Here is a 19,531-nt window from a genome sequence, read left to right as displayed (position 1 = left end):
TGGGAGTTGAAGTGACTGATTCTGTGAACTCGTTCGGAGCCCGCAACACCCTAGAGGTCGGCGACAAGAGTTACCAGATCTATCGCCTCGACGCCGTCCCCAACACCGAGAAGCTCCCCTACAGCCTCAAGGTCCTCGCCGAGAACCTGCTGCGCAACGAGGACGGCAAGAACATCACCAAGGATCACATCCAGGCCATCGCGAACTGGGATCCCAACGCGGAACCCAGCATTGAGATCCAGTACACGCCGGCGCGGGTGGTGATGCAGGACTTCACCGGCGTGCCGTGCATCGTCGACCTGGCCACCATGCGCGAGGCCATCGCCGACCTCGGCGGCAACCCGGAAAAGGTCAACCCCCTGGCGCCGGCCGACCTGGTGATCGACCACTCGGTGATCGCCGACCTGTTCGGCCGCGCCGACGCGTTCGAGCGCAACGTCGAGATCGAGTACCAGCGCAACGGCGAGCGCTACCAGTTCCTGCGCTGGGGCCAGGGCGCTTTCGACGACTTCAAGGTGGTGCCGCCGGGCACCGGCATCGTGCACCAGGTCAACATCGAGTACCTGGCGAGCGTCGTGATGGAGCGCGACGGGGTGGCGTACCCCGACACGTGCGTGGGCACCGACTCGCACACCACGATGGTCAACGGCCTCGGCGTGCTCGGCTGGGGCGTGGGCGGCATCGAGGCCGAGGCCGCGATGCTCGGCCAGCCGGTGTCGATGCTGATTCCCCGCGTCGTCGGCTTCAAGCTGACCGGTGAGATCCAGCCGGGCGTGACGGCCACCGACGTGGTGCTGACCGTCACCCAGATGCTGCGCAAGCACGGCGTGGTCGGCAAGTTCGTCGAGTTCTACGGCGAGGGCGTGGCCGAGGTGCCGCTGGCCAACCGCGCCACCCTGGGCAACATGAGTCCCGAATTCGGTTCCACCGCAGCGATTTTCCCGATCGACCAGGAGACCATCGACTACCTGAAGTTCACCGGGCGCAAGCCCGAGCAGCTGGCTCTGGTCGAGGCCTACGCCAAAGAGCAGGGCATGTGGCACGACCCCGAGCACGAGCCCAAGTACTCGGAATACATCGAACTCAACCTGTCCGACGTGGTGCCGTCGATCGCCGGGCCGAAGCGTCCGCAGGACCGAATCGCGTTGTCGGAAGCCAAATCCACGTTCCGCGAGCAGATTCCCGGCTACGTCGGCGACGACCCCGACAAGAAGGACTACTCGAAGCTGGACGAGGTGGTCGACGAGACGTTCCCGGCCAGCGACCCGGGGGTGGTGACCAACGGCCACGCCGACGACCACAAGCCGGTGGAGTCGGCCGCCAAGCACGCCAACGGCCGGGTGAGCAACCCGGTGACGGTCAAATCCGACGAGCTCGGCGAGTTCGTGCTCGACCACGGCGCGGTGGTGATCGCCGCGGTCACGTCGTGCACCAACACCTCCAATCCCGAGGTGATGCTGGGCGCTGCGCTGCTGGCCCGCAACGCGGTGGAAAAGGGGCTGGCCTCCAAGCCGTGGGTGAAGACCACGATGGCGCCGGGCTCACAGGTGGTCCACGACTACTACGAAAAGGCCGGCCTGTGGCCGTATTTGGAGAAGCTCGGCTTCTATCTGGTCGGCTACGGCTGCACCACCTGCATCGGCAACTCGGGGCCGCTGCCCGACGAGATCTCGAAGGCGGTCAACGACAACGACCTCTCGGTGGCGGCCGTGCTGTCGGGCAACCGGAACTTCGAGGGCCGCATCAACCCCGACGTGAAGATGAACTACCTCGCGTCGCCGCCGCTGGTGATCGCCTACGCGCTGGCCGGGACCATGGACTTCGACTTCGAATCCGAGCCGCTGGGCAAGGACAAGGACGGCAACGACGTCTTCCTCAAAGACATCTGGCCGTCGCAGAAGGACGTCTCGGACACCATCGCCTCGGCGATCAATCAGGAGATGTTCACCAAGAACTACGCCGACGTGTTCAAGGGCGACGAGCGGTGGCGCAACCTGCCGACCCCGAGCGGCAACACCTTCGAGTGGAACGAGGACTCGACCTACGTGCGCAAGCCCCCGTACTTCGAGGGCATGTCCGCGGACCCCGAGCCCGTCAGCGACATCAGCGGCGCGCGGGTGCTCGCCCTGCTGGGCGACTCGGTGACCACCGACCACATCTCCCCCGCCGGCAGCATCAAGCCGGGCACCCCGGCGGCGCAGTACCTCGACGAGCACGGCGTGGACCGCAAGGACTACAACTCCTTCGGCTCCCGGCGCGGCAACCACGAGGTGATGATCCGCGGCACCTTCGCCAACATCCGGCTGCGCAACCTGCTGCTGGACGACGTGGCCGGCGGCTACACCCGCGACTTCACCCAGGATGGCGGGCCGCAGGCGTTCATCTACGACGCCGCGCAAAACTATGCGGCACAAGACATTCCGCTGGTGGTGCTGGGCGGCAAGGAGTACGGATCCGGCTCGTCGCGCGACTGGGCGGCCAAGGGCACGCTGCTGCTGGGCGTGCGGGCGGTGATCGCCGAGTCTTTCGAGCGCATCCACCGCTCCAACCTGATCGGCATGGGCGTCATCCCGCTGCAGTTCCCCGAGGGCAAGACGGCGGGAGACCTTGGGCTGGACGGCACGGAGGTCTTTGACATCACCGGCATCGAGGCGCTCAACGACGGCAAGACGCCCAAGACGGTGCGCGTCAAGGCGAGCAAGGACTCCGGGGATCCGGTCGAGTTCGACGCGGTGGTGCGCATCGACACCCCGGGTGAGGCCGACTACTACCGCAACGGCGGCATCCTGCAGTACGTGCTGCGCAACATGCTCAAGTCTGGCTAGCCCCGGGCGAGCCAGTGCCCAAAGTCAGCGAGGACCATCTGGCGGCTCGCCGTCGTCAGATTCTCGACGGTGCCCGCCGCTGCTTCGCCGAACACGGCTATGACAGGGCCACGGTGCGGCGCCTGGAACAGGCGATCGGGATGTCGCGCGGGGCGATCTTCCATCACTTCCGCGACAAGGACGCGCTGTTTTTCGCGCTGGCACACGAGGATGCCGAGCGGATGGCCGACGTCGCCTCGCGCGAGGGCCTGATCCAGGTGATGCGCGACATGCTCGCCGCGCCCGAACAGTACGACTGGCTGGCCACCCGGCTGGAGATCGCGCGCAAGCTGCGCAACGACCCGGCGTTCAGTCGCGGATGGGCGGAGCGCTCCGCGGAGCTGGCGGCGGCGACGACCGATCGGCTGCGCCGGCAAAAGGAGGCGCACCGGGTGCGCGACGACGTGTCCGGCGACGTGTTGCGCTGCTACCTGGAGCTGGTTCTCGACGGGCTGGTCGCGCGGCTGGCGTCCGGCGAAGACCCGCGGCGGCTGGCCGCAGTCCTCGACCTGGTGGAAAACTCGGTGCGGCGCACCTGATTTGGGCGAGCGGCCTATCGGCGGCGGGAGATGTGGTTGGGCCCGCCGCGGCTGCGCATCGTGGTGCCCGACTCGAGCAGCATGCTGTGAATCGACCCGTACGACCTGCCGGTGGTGGCGACCAGATTGCGGATGCTCGCCCCGCTTTCATAGGCGTTGCGTAGCTCGTGCAGCAACTGGTCGCGTGTCTTCTTCGACTTTCTCACTGGGGCCCTCCACGCTCGAACACGATCCCAAGCCCATAGAGTAAGAACCCCCGTGAACCGCGTGGGCGATTTCGCGAAATCGGCTGCGGCGACATCAAGATCAAGCCAGCTCGATCAGATCCCGGTATTCGTCGGACCAATAGTCCTCGGTGCCGTCGGGCAACAGCACGACGCGTTGCGGGTCGAGCGCCTCGGCCGCCCCGGGGTCGTGCGTCACCAGCACCACCGCGCCGCGATAGCTGCGCAGCGCGTCGAGAACCTGTTCGCGCGACGCCGGGTCCAGATTGTTGGTCGGTTCGTCGAGCAGCAGGACGTTCGCCGTGGACGCCACCAGGCCGGCCAGCGCGAGGCGGGTCTTCTCCCCACCGGACAGGGTGCCGGCGGGCTGGTCGAGCTGCGGGCCGCTGAACATGAAGGCCCCGAGCAGGCCGCGCAGGTCCTGCTCGCCGGAGTCGGGTGCGGCGTGCCGGGCGTTCTCCCACACCGTGGCGTCGTCGTCGAGGGTGTCGTGCTCCTGCGCGAAATATCCGATTCGCAAACCGTGTCCCGGCTCGAGCCCCCCGGTGTCGGGACTCTCGACGCCGGCCAGCAGTCGCAGTAGCGTGGTCTTGCCCGCGCCGTTGAGCCCCAGCACCACCACCCGCGAGCCGCGGTCGATCGCCAGGTCCACGCCGGTGAACACCTCCAGCGACCCGTACGACTTGCCCAGCCCGGTGGCCACCAGCGGCGTGCGCCCGCACGGGGCCGGGGTGGGAAATTTGATGCGGGCCACCTTGTCGGCGACGCGCTCCTCATCGAGCGCGGCCATCATCCGGTCGGCGCGGCGCAACATGTTTTGGGCCGCAACGGCTTTGGTGGCCTTGGCGCCCAGCTTCGCGGCCTGCGTGCGCAGGGCGGCCGCCTTGCGCTCGGCGTTGGCGCGTTCGCGTCGGCGTCTTTGCTCGTCGGTGGCGCGGGCATCGAGGTACTTCTGCCAGCCCATGTTGTAGATGTCGACCTCGCCGCGCACGGCGTCCAGGAACCACACCCGGTTGACGACGTCGGCGATCAATTCGACGTTGTGGCTGATGACCACCAGCCCGCCGGTGTGTGCGCGCAGGAAATCGCGCAGCCAGCCAAGCGAATCCGCGTCGAGGTGGTTGGTGGGCTCATCCAGCAGCAGCGTGGTCGACGAGCCGGCGCCGCTGTCCGACGCGGCGAAAAGGATGCGCGCCAGCTCGACCCGGCGGCGTTGCCCGCCGGACAGCGTGCGCAGCTGCTGCGTCAAGACCCGTTCCGGCAGACCGAGACTCGCGCAGATGCGACCGGCCTCGCTTTCGGCGCCGTATCCGCCCAGCGCCACGAACCGCTCCTCCAGCTGGCCGTAGCGACGGATCGCGCGGTCACGGGCGTCGTCGTCGGCGACCTCGGCCATCAACGCCTGCTGCTTTTCCAGGTCGGTGAGCAACACATCCAGGCCGCGCGCGGACAGCACCCGGTCGCGGGCCAGCACGTCGAGATCGCCCTCCTTGGGATCCTGTGGCAGGTAACCGATTTCGCCGGTGCGGGTGACCGAGCCGGCGTACGGCTCGCTCTCCCCCGCCAGGATGCGCAGCGTGGTCGTCTTGCCCGCGCCGTTGCGCCCGACCAGCCCGATGCGGTCGCCGGGCTGCACCCGCAGGTCCGGGCCGTCGGGTGAGAGCAGGATGCGCGCACCCGCGCGGACCTCGAGGTCCGTGGCCGTGATCACGATCGCTCTCCTGAAATAAAACTATTTGTCGTCGGTGAAGACCGGCGGGCGCCGTTCCGCGCGCGCGGCAACCGCTTCTTCGAAGTTGGCGGTGAGCAGACGGACGAAAAGCTGACCCAAGCCCTCGGCTTGCATGTGCCCTTCCAGGCTACCGGCGTCCAGTCCAGCCCACAGTGTGCGCTTGGTCAACTCGATTCCCGGCCGCGAGAACGCGGCGATCCGGGCCGCGATCGCGTAGCAGGTGTCCAGCAGCTGGGCCTCCGGAACCTGGCACGACACCAGCCCGATCCGCTCGGCCTCCTCGGCGGACACGTCGCGGCCGGTCAGCATGATCTCGAACGCGCGCGACGATCCGATGGCCCTGGGCAGCAGGTAGCTCAGCCCGAGTTCGCTGGCGGTCAGGCCGTTGTTGATGCCCGCGGCGCGGAAGTAGGCGTTGGTCGAGGCGACCCGGATGTCGGCGGCCAGCGCCAGGCACAGCCCACCGCCGATCGCCGGGCCGTTGACCGCCGCGATCACCGGTTGGTGCAGCCGCCGCAGCCCCAGGATGACGTCGTCGAGCACCTCCATCGAGCGCAGCGCATAGGTCGGCCGGGTGAGGCCGTCGACGTTCGGCACGGTGCCGGCGGATTTGTGGTCGGCGCCCGACGAGAACCCCCGGCCGGCCCCGGTCAGCACCACCACGCGCACGGAGTTGTCGTAGGTGACCTTCTCCAGGGCCTCCTTCAGCGGGACCATGACGTCGAACGCCATGGAGTTCATCCGCTCGGGCCGGTTGAGGGTTATCAGGGCGACGCCGGGCCGCGGCTGTTCGACGAGTACCAAACTCACCCGTGCACGGTAGCGCGCACCGGGGAAAAACCCGGTGTCAGCCTTGCTCGGCCTGGGCGGCGTCCACGTCGAACGCCTTGATTTGCTGCACCAGGTCCTCCAGCGCCGCCGGCGGCAGGGCCCCGGCCTGGTTGAACAGCAGCTTGCCCTTCTTGAAGGCCATCAGGGTGGGTATCGACCGGATCTGGGCCGCCGCCGCCAGCTGTTGTTCGGCCTCGGTGTCGACCTTGGCGTGCACGATGTCGGGGTGTTTCTCCGACGACGCCTGGAAGGTCGGCGCGAACTGGCGGCACGGTCCGCACCACGAGGCCCAGAAATCGACCAGGACGATGTCGTTGCCCTCGATGGTCTCGTTGAACTGCTCGGCAGTGAGATCGCGTGTTGTCACAGTTCGCCCAACGAGCCGGGCCGCCCCGATGTTCCCGCAGGTTACGGTTGCGTACGTTTTCCCACGTCGGACACACTTACGGCGAACGATCCTCCTCTAGCGAACCAGCGAGGGAATTGACTTGGGCCACTACATCGCCAACGTGCGCGACCTGGAGTTCAACCTGTTCGAGGTCCTCGACATCGGCGCCGTCCTCGGCACCGGGGCCTACGGCGACCTCGATGCCGACACCGTCCACACGATCTTGGCCGAGGCCGCCCGCCTGGCCGAGGGGCCGGTCGCCGAATCCTTCGCGTTCGCCGACCGCAACCCGCCGGTGTTCGACCCGGTGGCCCACACCATCAGCGTCGCGCCCGAGTTGGCCAAGACGGTGCAGGCGATCAAGGAGGCGGGCTGGTGGCGGCTGGGCATGGCCGAGGAGATCGGCGGCATGCCAGCTCCCGCGCCGCTGGCGTGGGCGGTCAACGAGATGATCATCTGCGCCAATCCGTCGGCGAACTTCTACCACCTGGGCCCGGTGCTGGCGCAGGCCCTCTACATCGAGGGCAACGAGGAACAACGGCGATGGGCCGCGGCCGGCGTGGAGCGCGGCTGGGAGTCCACCATGGTGCTCACCGAGCCCGACGCGGGCTCCGACGTCGGGGCCGGCCGCACCAAGGCCGTCGAGCAACCCGACGGCACCTGGCACATCGAGGGGGTCAAGCGGTTCATCTCCGGTGGCGACGTGGGCAACACCGCCGAGAACATCTTCCACCTGGTGCTGGCCCGGCCCGAGGGCGCCGGCCCGGGCACCAAGGGGTTGAGCCTGTTCTACGTTCCCAACTACCTCTTCGACCCCGACACGTTCGAACTCGGGCCCCGCAACGGGGTTTTCGCGACGGGGCTCGAGCACAAGATGGGGATCAAGTCCTCCCCGACGTGCGAAATGACCTTCGGGGCAACCGATGTGCCCGCCGTCGGCTACCTGGTGGGCGGCGTGCACAACGGGATCGCGCAGATGTTCACCGTGATCGAGCACGCCCGCATGACGATCGGCGTCAAAGCCGCCGGCACCCTGTCGACCGGGTACCTGAACGCGCTGGCGTACGCCAAGGAGCGGGTGCAGGGCGCCGACCTCACCCAGATGGCCGACAAGACCGCGCCGCGGGTCACGATCATGCACCATCCCGATGTGCGCCGCAGCCTGATGACCCAGAAGGCGTACGCCGAGGGTCTGCGGGCGCTGTATCTGTACGCCGCCGCGCACCAGGATGATGCTGTCGCGCAACATGTTTCGGGCGCAGATCACGACATGGCGCACCGCGTGGACGACCTGCTGCTGCCGATCGTCAAGGGGGTGAGCTCCGAACGGGCCTACGAGATCCTGACGGAGTCGCTGCAGACGCTGGGCGGCTCGGGCTTTTTGGTCGACTATCCGCTGGAGCAGTACATCCGCGACTCCAAGATCGATTCGCTCTACGAGGGCACCACCGCGATCCAGGCGCTGGACTTCTTCTTCCGCAAGATCGTCCGCGACCGCGGCGAGGCGCTGCAGTTCGTGACGGCTCAGATCGGCCAGACCATCGACACGTGTGACGAGGCGCTCAAGCCGCTGGCCGGGCTGCTGCAAACCGCGCTGGACGACGCCACGGCGATGACGGGCGCGCTGACCGGATTTCTCATGTCCGCCACCCAGCAGCCCACCGACATCTACAAGGTGGGGCTGGCGTCGGTGCGCTACCTGCTCGCCATCGGCGACCTGCTCATCGGCTGGCGATTGCTGGTGCAGGCCGGCATCGCGCACACCGCGCTGGCCGATGCGGCGGCGAATGGCGCCACAAAGGACGACGAGGCGTTCTATCGGGGCAAGGTTGCGGTCGCGGCGTTCTTCGCCAAGAACATGCTGCCGAGGCTGACCTCGCTGCGCCAGATCATCGAAACCCTCGACGACGACATCATGCGGCTGCCCGAGGACGCGTTCTGAGAGCCCGACCTCAGCGGGTGATTGCTGTCACATAGGTCGGCGCGCTTGTGAGAAACCCCGTTTCGGGGGTACCCGACTGCGCAGGCTGAACGGGCGATCGGAGAAACGTCGATGCCTACCATCACGAGCAGACCCCGGCTGGCGCAATTCGCGATCGTCGGGGTGCTCGTCGCGATCGCGTTGGGCGTCGCCATGTGCGGCCCCTCGGACAGCACGTCCAGCACCAGCAACACGGGAAAGCCGACCGTGACGGCGCTTCCCCCGAGCTCAGCCCCCAGCGCGGCGCCCGCACCGGCGCCGGCGCCGCCTCCGGTGGGCAAGGACTACGTCGAGGGCCTGGTCGAGTCGGTGTCGGGCGAAACGATCGCGCTCAGGACCCGCACCGGGTCCGCCACCGTGGACTTCACGCCGTCGACCCGGGTCGTCGACGTCAGCCCGGCGCGGCTGAGCGACGTCACGCCCGGCAGTTGCATCAACGTGCGGGGCACGCCGCAGAGCGCTCCGACCGGTGGCGGGATCATCGCCCAGGCCGTGACGATCACCGGCGCCGTCGACGGCAAATGCCCGCCGCCGGCCGGGTTTTTCGGCACGGTCGCCTCGGTGTCGGGCAACACCATCGCCGTCACCGGCATCGGCCCCGGCGGCCCGGCCGCTCCCACCGACGTGACGGTCGCCAACACGACGTCCTACAACAGGCAGACACCCAGCAGCGCTCAGGCGATCGTGCACGGAAAATGCATGGGCGCCCAGGGGACGCAGGACGGCGGCGTGCTGCACGCGACGACGATCAGCCTGGAAGGATGCCCGCCGATGGGGCACCCGCACCACCACCTGCACCTGCCCCACCTCCACCTTTAGTGGCTTAGCGGGGCGGCGAATTCAGACCGTGAAGCCGAGGGCGCGCAGCTGCTCGCGCCCGTCGTCGGTGATCTTGTCCGGGCCCCACGGCGGGTTCCACACCCAGTTGATCCGCAGGTCGTCGACCAGCCCGGCGCCGACCAGGGCGCTGCGCGACTGGTCCTCGATGACGTCGGTCAGCGGGCAGGCCGCCGACGTCAACGTCATGTCGATCAGGGCGACGGTCCCCTCGTCGCCCTCCTCGACGCTCAGTCCGTAGACCAGTCCGAGATCGACGACGTTGATCCCCAGTTCGGGGTCGACGACGTCGCGCATCGCCTCCTCGACGTCGGCGAGCAATTCGTCTGGTGCGGTCGTTTCGCTCATTTTTGGTCCTCCTCGAAGCTTGCGCTGGCCTGGGCCAGTGCGTCTTTGAACGCCATCCAGCCCAGCAACGCGCATTTCACCCGCGCCGGGTACTTGGCCACTCCAGCGAAGGCGATGCCGTCGCCCAGGACGTCCTCGTCACCCTCGACGGTGCCCCGCGAGGACACCATCTCGGTGAACGCGGTGACGGTCTTGAGCGCCTCGCCGACGCTCTGCCCGATCACCTGCTGGGTGAGCACCGACGTGGAAGCCTGGCTGATCGAGCAGCCCTGCCCGTCGTAGGACACGTCCGCGACGGTCTCGCCGTCGCCGGACAGGGTCACGCGCAGGGTGACCTCGTCACCGCAGACCGGGTTGACGTGAAAGACCTGCGCGCCGAACGGCTCCCGCAACCCCCGGTGCTGCGGGTGCTTGTAATGATCGAGGATCACGTCCTGATAGATCTGCTCCAGGCGCACGTTCAGGCCCCCCCGAAGAAGTCCAGGGCACGCCGCACCCCGGCCACCAGTCGCTCGACCTCGTCGGCGGTGTTGTACACCGCGAACGACGCCCGCGCGGTGGCCGCCAGGCCGAACCTGCGGTGCAGGGGCAGCGCGCAATGGTGCCCGACCCGCACGGCGACGCCCTCGTCATCGAGCACCTGGCCGACGTCGTGCGCATGAACCCCGTCGACGACGAATGCCACCGGGGAGGCGCGGTTTTCCATCGACGCCGGCCCGACGATGCGCACCGCGTCGATGCCGGACAGGCCGTCGATGGTGGCGGCGACCAGTTCGCGTTCGTGGGCGGCGACGGCCTCCATGCCGATGGCGTCCAGATAGCGGGCCGCCGCGGCCAGCCCGACCACCTGCGAGGTCATCGGGGTGCCCGCCTCGAACCGCTGCGGCGGCGGCACGTAGGTGGAGGCCTCCATGGCCACGTTCTCGATCATCGAACCGCCGGTGAGAAATGGGGGCATCGCCGACAGCAGCTCACGGCGACCGTACAGCACGCCGATCCCGTTGGGGCCCAGCATCTTATGTCCGGAGAACGCGGCGAAATCGACGCCGAGTGCGTGCAGATCGACGGGCTCGTGCGGCACCGACTGGCAGGCGTCGAGCACGGTCAGCGCGCCCACCGCCCGGGCCCGGTCGACCAGCTCGGCCACCGGCGCCAGCGCGCCGGTCACGTTCGAATGGTGGCTGAACGCAACGACTTTGACGCGCTCGTCGAGCTCAAGCGAGTCCAGGTCGATGCGCCCGTCCTCCGTGACCCCATACCAGCGCAGCGTCGCCCCGGTGCGCCGGGCCAGTTCCTGCCACGGCACCAGGTTGGCGTGATGCTCGAGCTCGGTGGTGACGGTGACGTCGCCCTGCGACACCGCGCGCTCGAACCTGTTGTCGCCCAGCACGTATGACACCAGATTGAGCGCCTCGGTGGCGTTCTTGGTGAAGACCAGCTCGTCGGGATCGGCGCCGACGAACGCCGCGATGTCGGCGCGGCCCTGCTCGTAGGCGTCGGTCGCCTCCTCCATCAGCTGGTGCGCGCCGCGGTGAACGGCGCCGTTGGAGGTGATCAGGAACTCGCGCTCGGCGTCGAGCACCTGCAGCGGGCGCTGGGACGTGGCGCCGGAATCCAGGTACGCCAGCTGATTTCCGCCGCGCATCACCCGCTTGAGGATGGGGAAGTCCGCACGGATCGCGTCGACGTCCAGGTGTGCCGCCGCCATGGTTACGCCCCCGCGGCCGCCGCTTGGGAGAAGCGCTCGTAGCCGTTCTGCTCGAGCTCGTCGGCCAGCTCCGGGCCGCCGGATTCGGCGATGCGGCCGCCGACGAAGACGTGCACGTATTCCGGGTGGATGTAGCGCAGGATGCGGGTGTAGTGCGTGATCAGCAGGATCCCGCCGTGCTCGGTCTCGGCGTAGCGGTTGACGCCCTCGCTGACCACCCGCAGCGCGTCGACGTCCAGCCCCGAGTCGGTTTCGTCCAGGACGGCGATCTTGGGTTTGAGCAGTTCGAGTTGCAGGATCTCGTGGCGCTTCTTCTCGCCGCCGGAGAAGCCCTCGTTGAGGTTGCGCTCGGCGAAGGCCGGGTCGATTTCCAGCGACGTCATCGCCGACTTGACCTCTTTGACCCAGTGCCGCAGCTTCGGGGCCTCGCCGCGGACCGCGGTGGCCGCCGAGCGCAGGAAGTTCGACACCGACACGCCGGGCACCTCGACGGGATACTGCATGGCCAGGAATATCCCGGCCCGGGCGCGCTCGTCGACGCTCATCGCCAGCACGTCCTCGCCGTCCAGCGTGATGGAGCCGGAGGTGACCCGGTACTTGGGGTGGCCGGCGATCGCGTAGGACAGCGTCGACTTGCCGGAGCCGTTGGGGCCCATCAACGCATGCGTCTCACCGGATTTCACGGTCAGGTTGACGCCGTTGAGGATCGGGATCTCCCGTTCGCCGTCGGCGGCGGTCGGGTTCTCGACACTGACGTGCAGGTCCTTGATTTCGAGAGTCGTCATGAAGCTGTCGTCTTTTCTGTGATGGCCAGTTCGGTTTCTATGGCCGCGGTCAGGCGTTCCCGCACCTCGGGCACGGCGATCTTGGAGATGATCTCGCCGAAGAAGCCGCGGATCACCAGCCGGCGGGCCTGGTCTTCCGGGATGCCGCGGGAGCGTAGATAGAACAGTTGCTCGTCGTCGAAACGCCCGGTGGCACTGGCGTGCCCGGCGCCGACGATCTCGCCGGTCTCGATCTCCAGGTTGGGGACAGAGTCCGCCCGCGCCCCGTCGGTGAGCACCAGGTTGCGGTTGACCTCGAAGGTGTCGGTGCCGGTGGCCTCGGCGCGGATCAGCACGTCGCCCACCCACACGGTGTGCGCGTCGGGCAGCGCGGACTCCGGATCCCCTTGCAGCGCACCCTTGTACAGCACGTTGGACTTGCAGTCGGGGTGGGCGTGGTCGACCAGCAGCCGCGACTCGAGGTGCTGACCGTCGTCGGCGAAGTACAGCCCCAGCAGCTCCGCGTCCCCGCCGGGCCCCGAGTACCGCACGCCGGCCGACAACCGCACCACCTCGCCGCCCAGCGTGACCGCGACGTGCCGCAGCACCGCGTTCCTGCCCAGCCGCGCGTGGTGCGCGCTCACGTGGACCATGTCGTCGTCCCAGTCGGCGATCCACACGACGGTGAGCCGCGCGGCGTCGTCGACGACGAACTCGACGTTGTCGGCGTAGGTCCCACCGCCCCGGTGATCGATGACCACGACGGCCTCGCCGAGCTCTTCGACGCGGATCTGCAGATGCCCGTAGGCCACCGCGCCCGCGCCGGGCCCGGTGACGGTGATGTTCACCGGATCGGCGATCCGCGTGTCGCGCCCGACGGTGACCACCGTCGCATTGTTGAACGACGAAAACGCCTGGGCCGCAACGCGGTCGGTGGGCGCGCCGCCCCGACCGAGCCGCTCGTCGCCTCGGCGCACGGTCTCAACGTGCACGCCCTGTTGTTCGGCGACGTCGATCTGCGCCCTACCGGTGGCCGGCGCCGAGCCGTCGTGCAGGCCGCGCAACCGGCGCAGCGGGGTGAACCGCCAGATCTCGTCGCGGCCGTGCGGCACCTCGAACGCGTCGACGTCGAAGGACGAGAAGAGCTCGCCCTTGTTGGCAGCGGCGAGCGACGAACCCTCAACCGCTTCGGTCAATTCCGTCACTTACCCGACCGCGCCTTCCATCTGCAGCTCGATCAGCCGGTTGAGCTCCAGCGCGTACTCCATCGGAAGCTCCTTGGCGATCGGCTCGACGAAGCCGCGCACCACCATGGCCATCGCCTCGTCCTCGGTCAGCCCGCGGCTCATCAGGTAGAACAACTGGTTCTCGCTGACCTTCGACACGGTGGCCTCGTGGCCCATCGTCACGTCGTCCTCGCGGATGTCGACGTACGGGTAGGTGTCGCTGCGGCTGATCGTATCGACCAGCAGCGCATCGCATTTCACGCTGGAGCGCGATCCGTGTGCGCCCTTGTTCACCTGCACCAGTCCGCGGTAGGAGGTGCGGCCCCCGCCGCGCGCCACCGACTTGGACACGATGTTGCTCGACGTGTTCGGCGCCAGGTGCAGCATCTTGGCGCCGGTGTCCTGGTGCTGGTCCTCGCCGGCGAACGCCACCGACAGCACCTCGCCCTTGGCGTGCTCGCCGGTCATCCACACCGCCGGGTACTTCATGGTCACCTTCGACCCGATGTTGCCGTCGATCCACTCCATGGTGGCGCCGGCCTCGGCGCGGGCCCGCTTGGTGACCAGGTTGTAGACGTTGCCCGACCAGTTCTGAATCGTTGTGTAACGGCAACGGCCACCGGGCTTTACGATGATTTCGACCACCGCGGAGTGCAGCGAATCCGACTTGTAAACGGGAGCTGTACAGCCTTCCACGTAGTGAACGTAAGCGTTCTCATCGACGATGATCAGCGTCCGCTCGAACTGGCCCATGTTCTCGGTGTTGATCCGGAAGTAGGCCTGCAGCGGGATGTCGACGTGCACGCCCGGCGGGACATAAATGAACGACCCGCCGCTCCACACGGCTGTGTTCAGCGCGGAGAACTTGTTGTCCCCCGCCGGAATCACGGTGCCGAAGTACTGCTTGAAGATCTCGGGATGCTCCCGCAGACCCGTGTCGGTATCGAGGAAGATAACCCCTTGTTGTTCAAGGTCTTCCCGGATCTGGTGGTAAACGACCTCTGAGTTGTGCACCACCAGGCCTTCGGCGACGAAGTTGTGCGGCCCGTCGACCTCGATGTCGTAGACGGGCTCCACAGCGTACGGCTCGATGGACTTGACCCGCTCGAAGCCGAGCCAATCGTTGCAATGCACCCGGATCGTCGTGCCGTGCGCTCCATTCGACGAATGGAAGTAACCACGACGACCAAAGCGGTCGGTGCGCTTGAGGTTCCGGCAGCCGAGGCGCTCGAAGTCCCCGGAAATACCGAGCCGCCAAGCGATCTGCGTGCGCTCGGGCGCGTGGCGATGCGGCTGAGTGAACGACCACGGCCCACCAGTCCGCAATCCGGACAGCTGTGCCAACTCACGGGCTTGCCCGATGAGCGGCTCGTTGGCGCTGGTCAACAAGATCGAACCGCTCTTAGCGGGGCCCACGTAGCCGTCGGCGTCGACCCAGCCGCCGAGGAAGGCCAGGCGCTCATCGACGGGCAAGCCGTAAACCCAGTCTGGCACCCGCTTCGTCAGCGACAGTCCGCCGAAGCCGAGCTCCAGAATCAACTCGGTCAGTGCCTTGGAGTTCACCACGATGCGGTATTCATCGGCCGCTATGCAACGGAGCCCGAACAAGTCGTCGACGACGCGCGCCACCTCGGCGCGAAGCTCGACATCGGTTGCCGGGATGGCGAATTGAACGCGGTACGTCTTCGTCGAGAGGTGCAAATTGCCGTCGCCGATGTACAGGCCCAACAGCCACATCAGGTCGACGGAACTCGTTGCCGGCGACTTGAAGCCAGGAACGCTCGGAAGGTCAGCGCTCGCACCGAATTCGGGCACCCGCCGTGGCACGGCGATGAAATCGCCCGGCTTGATCTCGCCGACAGTCACCCACCGACGCGCGTAGCGGCTGCGCTGGCGACCCGGCTTGCGCTCGTCGCGCAGCACCAGCATCGGGTGATTGTCGGTCGCGCGGATGCTGCGACGCATCGTCTTGACCGCGTAGGTGAGCCGGGTGTCGGTCTGAGCCGACGCCTTGACCGGCGCGACCACAAATCGCTCGGCGCCTTCGTCGTAGGCGAAGACGCGGTCGCCGAACTCGACATCCTTGATGGGGATCTGGCCGCGATTTGCCGTCCAGACCAGGGTGTCACCGGCGAGGCACTCGTACTGGGCAGCTACGCCGGCCACCAGGCGCTGCTTCTCGGCCTCCGGGATGCCCAGCCGGTCGTAGGTGTTGCGGATGTCCTCGGGCAGGTCGTCCCAAGTGGCTGCCTGCTTCTCGGTGGAGCGGACGAAGTACTTGATGTTGTCGAAGTCGATGCCGCTCAGATTCGAGCCCCACGTCGGCATCGGCTTGCGCTCGAAGATGCGCAGCGCCTTCAGGCGGTTGTGCAGCATCCACTCGGGCTCGTTCTTCTTGGCGGAGATGTCGCGCACCACCGCTTCGGACAGCCCGCGCTGCGCGCTGGCGCCCGCGATGTCGGAGTCCGCCCAGCCGTAGCCGTACCGGCCCAGCGAGGCGATGGCCTCTTCCTGGGTCAGCGGCGCGACGGGAGTCGCGGTCTTGCTGGCCTCGGGTGTGAGTGTCATACGGACGCTCCTTTGATGCTCGTGGTGTCGCGGCGCGGGCTGGGCGCCGGGGTAAGAGGTACGTGGGTGGTGCAGGCGCAGTCGCCGTTGACGATGGTCGCCAACCGCTGCACGTGGGTCCCCAGCACCTCGGCCATCGCCTGCTGCTCGGCCTCGCACAGCTCCGGGAATTCCTCGGCGACGTGGGATACCGGGCAATGGTGCTGGCAGATCTGCACGCCGTGGATCGGCCCGCCGACCCGCGTCGTGGTGGCGACGTAGCCGGCGTTGGTCAGCGCGCGGGCAACCCGCTCGGCGGCCGCCTCGACGTCGTCGTCCTCGGCGCTGTCGGCCGCCGGCACATCGGCCAGGATGGCGTCGATGCGCTGGCGGGCGAACGTCCGCACCGCGTCCTCACCGCCGATTTCCCGCAGCTGCCGCATGGCCGCGGCCGCCAGGTCGTCGTAGGCGTGGTCGAGCTTGGCCCGGCCCGCCGAGGTCAGCCGAAAGCGCTTCGCCGGCCGGCCGCGCCCCACCTGCTGCCACGGCGCGGCGGCCGTGGACTCCGCGTCGCCGGCCTCGATCAGCGCGTCGAGGTGCCGGCGCACGCCGGCGGCCGCCAGGCCCAGCCGGTCACCGATCTCGCCGGCGGTGATCGATCCGGATTCCAGCAGCAAGCGCACGATGGCCCGGCGAGTGTGCCCATCGGCAACCGGGCCAGCATTCTGCGCTGACGCTGCGGGGATTTTCACAACACCAGTGTGACGCAATTCCGGGGATCGGTCTAGCAAGGGTGCCCTGCGTGGACGGTTGCGCTGGTCACACCGGCTACGCTGCTCTGATGGCAGGCCGCCACCACACGCTGAGCTCCTCGATCGCCAGCCTGCACGGCGACGAGCAGGCCGTGGGCACGCCGCTGAACGATACCGAGCTGACCGCGCTGCGGCGCACCCGGCTGTTCGGCGCCACCGGCACCGTCCTGATGGCGATCGGCGCCCTGGGCGCCGGCGCCCGGCCCGTCGTGCAGGACCCGACGTTCGGGGTCCGGCTGCTCAACCTGCCGTCGCGCATCCAGACGGTGTCGCTGACGATGACGACGACCGGGGCGGTCATGATGGCGCTGGCCTGGCTGATGCTCGGCCGGTTCGCGCTGGGCAGCAGGCGGATGTCGCGCGGCGACCTGGACCGCACCCTGCTGGTCTGGACGCTGCCGCTGCTGATCGCCCCGCCGATGTACAGCAAGGACGTCTACTCCTACCTGGCGCAGAGCCAGATCTCGCTGGAGGGGCTCGATCCCTACCGGGTGGGCCCGGCGTCCGGGCTCGGCCTCTCCCATGTGTTCACGCTGTCGGTGCCCAGCCTGTGGCGCGAGACGCCGGCGCCCTACGGCCCGTTGTTCCTGTGGATCGGCCGCGGAATCTCGGCCCTGACCGGCGAGAACATCGTCGCCGCGGTGCTGTGTCACCGGCTCGTGGTGCTGCTCGGGGTGGGCCTGATCGTGTGGGCGACGCCCCGGCTGGCCCGGCGCTGCGGCGTCGCCGAGGTCAGCGCGCTGTGGCTGGGCGCGGCGAATCCGCTGCTGATCATGCATTTGGTCGCCGGCATCCACAACGAGGCGCTGATGCTCGGGCTGATGCTGGCCGGCGCCGAATTCGCGCTGCGTGGCATCGACTCCCCGCGCGTGCTGCCCCGGTCGTGGCGGTTGGGCCCGGACTGGGAGCCCCTGGGCATGCTGCTGGCAGGCGCGATCCTGATCACCCTGTCGTCGCAGGTGAAGCTGCCGTCGCTGCTGGCGCTCGGGTTCGTCACGATGGCGCTGGCGCATCGCTGCGGCGGCAACCTGCGGGCGCTGCTGCTGGCCGGCGGCGGGATGGCGGCGCTGTCCCTGTCGGTGATGGCCCTCGTCGGCTGGGCCAGCGGGCTGGGGTTCGGCTGGATCTACACGCTGGGCACCGCGAACGTCGTCCGGAGCTGGATGTCGCCGCCCACGCTGCTGGCCCTGGGCACCGGGCAGGTGGGCATCCTGCTGGGGCTGGGCGATCACACCACCGCCGTGTTGGCCCTGACGCGTGGCATCGGCGTGCTGATCATCATGGTGCTGGTGGTGTGGCTGCTGGTGGCCGTTTTCCGCGGCCGGCTGCACCCGATCGGCGGGCTCGGCGTCGCGCTGGGCATCACGGTGCTGCTGTTCCCCGTGGTGCAGCCGTGGTATCTGCTGTGGGCGATCATCCCGCTGGCCGCCTGGGCCACCCGCACCGGTTTCCGGGTGGCCGCGATCGTCATCACCCTCGTCGTCGGCATCTTCGGCCCGACGGCCAACGGCGACCGGTTCGCGCTGTTCCAGATCGTGGATGCCACGCTGGCCAGCACCGTCATCGTGGTGGCGCTCATCGCCCTGACGTACACCCGGTTGCCGTGGCGGCCGCTGCCCAACGGCGGCCGCGGCCCGGAGCCGGTGCCCGCCACGAGGCCGAACGGCGAGGCCCCGAGACCGACCCCTAGTTCCGAGGCCGCACCCGACGCCTACGCTGATTCCACGTGAGCTCGCGCCCCCACACCCCCGACACGGTCGTGCGACTGCGCGGGGTCAGCAAGCAATACGGCGCGACCAAGGCCGTGTCCAACCTCGACCTCGACGTGCACGCCGCCGAGGTCCTGGCGCTGCTGGGCCCCAACGGCGCCGGCAAGACCACGACCGTCGAGATGTGCGAGGGCTTCATCCGCCCCGACGCCGGCAAAATCGAGGTGCTCGGGCTCGACCCCATCGCCGACAACGCCGCGCTGCGCACCCGCATCGGGGTGATGCTGCAGGGTGGGGGCGGCTACCCCACGGCGCGTGCCGGCGAGATGCTCAACCTCGTGGCCGCCTACTCCGCCGACCCGCTGGACCCCGCATGGCTGCTCGACATCGTGGGCCTCACCGACGCCGCCCGCACCACCTACCGGCGGCTATCCGGCGGCCAGCAACAGCGGCTGGCGCTGGCCTGCGCGCTGGTCAGCCGCCCCGAGCTGGTGTTCCTCGACGAGCCGACCGCGGGCATGGACGCCCACGCCCGCCTCGTGGTCTGGGAGCTGATCGAGGCGCTGCGCCGCGACGGCGTGACGGTGGTGCTGACCACCCACCAGCTCAAGGAGGCCGAGGAGCTGGCCGACCGGCTGGTCATCATCGACCACGGCGTGACCGTGGCCTCGGGCACGCCGGCGGAGCTGAAGCGCGCCGGCGCCAAGGACCAGCTGCGCTTCACCGCGCCGCCGCGGCTCGACCTGTCCCTGTTGACCGCCGCCCTGCCGGAGGACTACAAGGCCAGCGAGACGACGCCGGGCGGGTACCTGGTCGAGGGCCCGATCAACCCCCAGGTGCTCGCGACCGTCGCGGCGTGGTTCGCGCAGATCGACGTGCTGGCCACCGACATGCGGGTCGAGCAACGCAGCCTCGAGGACGTGTTCATCGACCTGACCGGCAGGGAGGTGCGCCCGTGAGCACGACACAGACGAGCGGCCCGCTTTTTCCCGAGGGCACGTTCACCCCCGACCCGCGCCCG

Annotated in this window: 15 protein-coding genes and 2 pseudogenes; 6 read left to right on the top strand and 11 right to left on the bottom strand. The window is 68.5% G+C overall.

Annotation, left to right across the window (positions count from 1 at the left end):
- The first annotated feature begins 11 nt into the window (after nt 1–11).
- Both AC5Y6X_RS09160 and AC5Y6X_RS09155 read left to right on the top strand, forming a co-directional pair.
- Nucleotides 12–2,825 carry an aconitate hydratase gene (locus tag AC5Y6X_RS09160; RefSeq protein ID WP_324681367.1) on the top strand — a complete coding sequence of 938 codons (2,814 nt, stop codon included), beginning with the start codon at nt 12–14 and terminating at the stop codon, nt 2,823–2,825.
- A gap of 14 nt (nt 2,826–2,839) precedes the next feature.
- Nucleotides 2,840–3,403 (top strand): TetR/AcrR family transcriptional regulator, encoded by a 564-nt coding sequence (locus AC5Y6X_RS09155; protein WP_324681365.1) that lies wholly within the window; start codon nt 2,840–2,842, stop codon nt 3,401–3,403.
- A 14-nt stretch (nt 3,404–3,417) separates the two neighbouring features.
- On the opposite strand, the gene AC5Y6X_RS09150 is transcribed toward AC5Y6X_RS09155, so the two are convergent.
- The 4 genes and pseudogenes from AC5Y6X_RS09150 to trxA all read right to left on the bottom strand — a co-directional run bounded on the left by AC5Y6X_RS09150 (nt 3,418) and on the right by trxA (nt 6,557).
- Nucleotides 3,418–3,609 carry a helix-turn-helix domain-containing protein gene (locus AC5Y6X_RS09150; RefSeq protein WP_420715977.1) on the bottom strand — a complete coding sequence of 64 codons (192 nt, stop codon included), beginning with the start codon at nt 3,607–3,609 and terminating at the stop codon, nt 3,418–3,420.
- Nucleotides 3,610–3,709: 100 nt separating this feature from the next.
- Complete coding sequence (locus AC5Y6X_RS09145) at nt 3,710–5,338, bottom strand: ABC-F family ATP-binding cassette domain-containing protein (protein WP_499985991.1); 1,629 nt, start codon at nt 5,336–5,338, stop codon at nt 3,710–3,712.
- A 21-nt stretch (nt 5,339–5,359) separates the two neighbouring features.
- Nucleotides 5,360–6,187 (bottom strand): annotated as a pseudogene (locus tag AC5Y6X_RS09140) (enoyl-CoA hydratase); the annotation flags it as partial.
- A gap of 19 nt (nt 6,188–6,206) precedes the next feature.
- The gene (trxA, locus tag AC5Y6X_RS09135; RefSeq protein ID WP_499985989.1) at nt 6,207–6,557 is read right to left on the bottom strand and encodes a thioredoxin; all 351 of its coding nucleotides are present in this window, start codon (nt 6,555–6,557) and stop codon (nt 6,207–6,209) included.
- A gap of 121 nt (nt 6,558–6,678) precedes the next feature.
- Here trxA and AC5Y6X_RS09130 point away from each other — a divergent pair, with 121 nt between their 5' ends.
- Together AC5Y6X_RS09130 and AC5Y6X_RS09125 are read left to right on the top strand one after the other, a co-directional pair.
- Nucleotides 6,679–8,520 carry an acyl-CoA dehydrogenase gene (locus tag AC5Y6X_RS09130; RefSeq protein WP_499985988.1) on the top strand — a complete coding sequence of 614 codons (1,842 nt, stop codon included), beginning with the start codon at nt 6,679–6,681 and terminating at the stop codon, nt 8,518–8,520.
- Between the two features lie 111 nt (nt 8,521–8,631).
- Entirely contained in the window at nt 8,632–9,378 is a 747-nt protein-coding gene (locus tag AC5Y6X_RS09125; protein ID WP_499985987.1) for a DUF5666 domain-containing protein, read from the top strand.
- A 21-nt stretch (nt 9,379–9,399) separates the two neighbouring features.
- On the opposite strand, the gene AC5Y6X_RS09120 is transcribed toward AC5Y6X_RS09125, so the two are convergent.
- The 7 genes and pseudogenes from AC5Y6X_RS09120 to AC5Y6X_RS09090 form a co-directional block, all read right to left on the bottom strand.
- Nucleotides 9,400–9,744: a metal-sulfur cluster assembly factor gene (locus tag AC5Y6X_RS09120; RefSeq protein WP_324681358.1), complete on the bottom strand. Its 345-nt coding sequence runs from the start codon at nt 9,742–9,744 to the stop codon at nt 9,400–9,402.
- A pseudogene (sufU, locus tag AC5Y6X_RS09115) lies at nt 9,725–10,208 on the bottom strand (Fe-S cluster assembly sulfur transfer protein SufU); the annotation flags it as partial. The pseudogene sufU and the gene AC5Y6X_RS09120, both read right to left, overlap by 20 nt.
- On the bottom strand, nt 10,205–11,452 hold the full coding sequence (locus tag AC5Y6X_RS09110) for a cysteine desulfurase (protein WP_324681357.1): 1,248 nt from the start codon (nt 11,450–11,452) through the stop codon (nt 10,205–10,207). The pseudogene sufU and the gene AC5Y6X_RS09110, both read right to left, overlap by 4 nt.
- A gap of 2 nt (nt 11,453–11,454) precedes the next feature.
- Nucleotides 11,455–12,237, bottom strand: a complete 783-nt coding sequence (gene sufC, locus AC5Y6X_RS09105; protein ID WP_499985984.1) for a Fe-S cluster assembly ATPase SufC — start codon at nt 12,235–12,237, stop codon at nt 11,455–11,457.
- Nucleotides 12,234–13,421, bottom strand: a complete 1,188-nt coding sequence (gene sufD / locus AC5Y6X_RS09100) for a Fe-S cluster assembly protein SufD (RefSeq protein ID WP_499985981.1) — start codon at nt 13,419–13,421, stop codon at nt 12,234–12,236. The genes sufC and sufD overlap by 4 nt, the downstream gene beginning before the upstream one ends.
- Nucleotides 13,422–16,010, bottom strand: a complete 2,589-nt coding sequence (gene sufB / locus AC5Y6X_RS09095; protein WP_499985979.1) for a Fe-S cluster assembly protein SufB — start codon at nt 16,008–16,010, stop codon at nt 13,422–13,424.
- Nucleotides 16,007–16,837, bottom strand: a complete 831-nt coding sequence (locus AC5Y6X_RS09090) for a helix-turn-helix transcriptional regulator (RefSeq protein ID WP_499986484.1) — start codon at nt 16,835–16,837, stop codon at nt 16,007–16,009. The genes sufB and AC5Y6X_RS09090 overlap by 4 nt, the downstream gene beginning before the upstream one ends.
- On the opposite strand from AC5Y6X_RS09090, the gene mptB reads away from it, so the two are divergent.
- Together mptB and AC5Y6X_RS09080 are read left to right on the top strand one after the other, a co-directional pair.
- Nucleotides 16,831–18,531: a polyprenol phosphomannose-dependent alpha 1,6 mannosyltransferase MptB gene (gene mptB / locus AC5Y6X_RS09085; protein WP_499985977.1), complete on the top strand. Its 1,701-nt coding sequence runs from the start codon at nt 16,831–16,833 to the stop codon at nt 18,529–18,531. The genes AC5Y6X_RS09090 and mptB overlap by 7 nt on opposite strands.
- The gene (locus AC5Y6X_RS09080; RefSeq protein WP_499985975.1) at nt 18,528–19,469 is read left to right on the top strand and encodes an ABC transporter ATP-binding protein; all 942 of its coding nucleotides are present in this window, start codon (nt 18,528–18,530) and stop codon (nt 19,467–19,469) included. Before mptB ends, AC5Y6X_RS09080 begins: the two co-directional genes overlap by 4 nt.
- The last annotated feature ends 62 nt before the right edge of the window (nt 19,470–19,531 follow it).

The organism is Mycobacterium sp. NGS26 (genome assembly GCF_059813025.1).
This window is presented reverse-complemented; position numbering and strand designations above follow the sequence as displayed.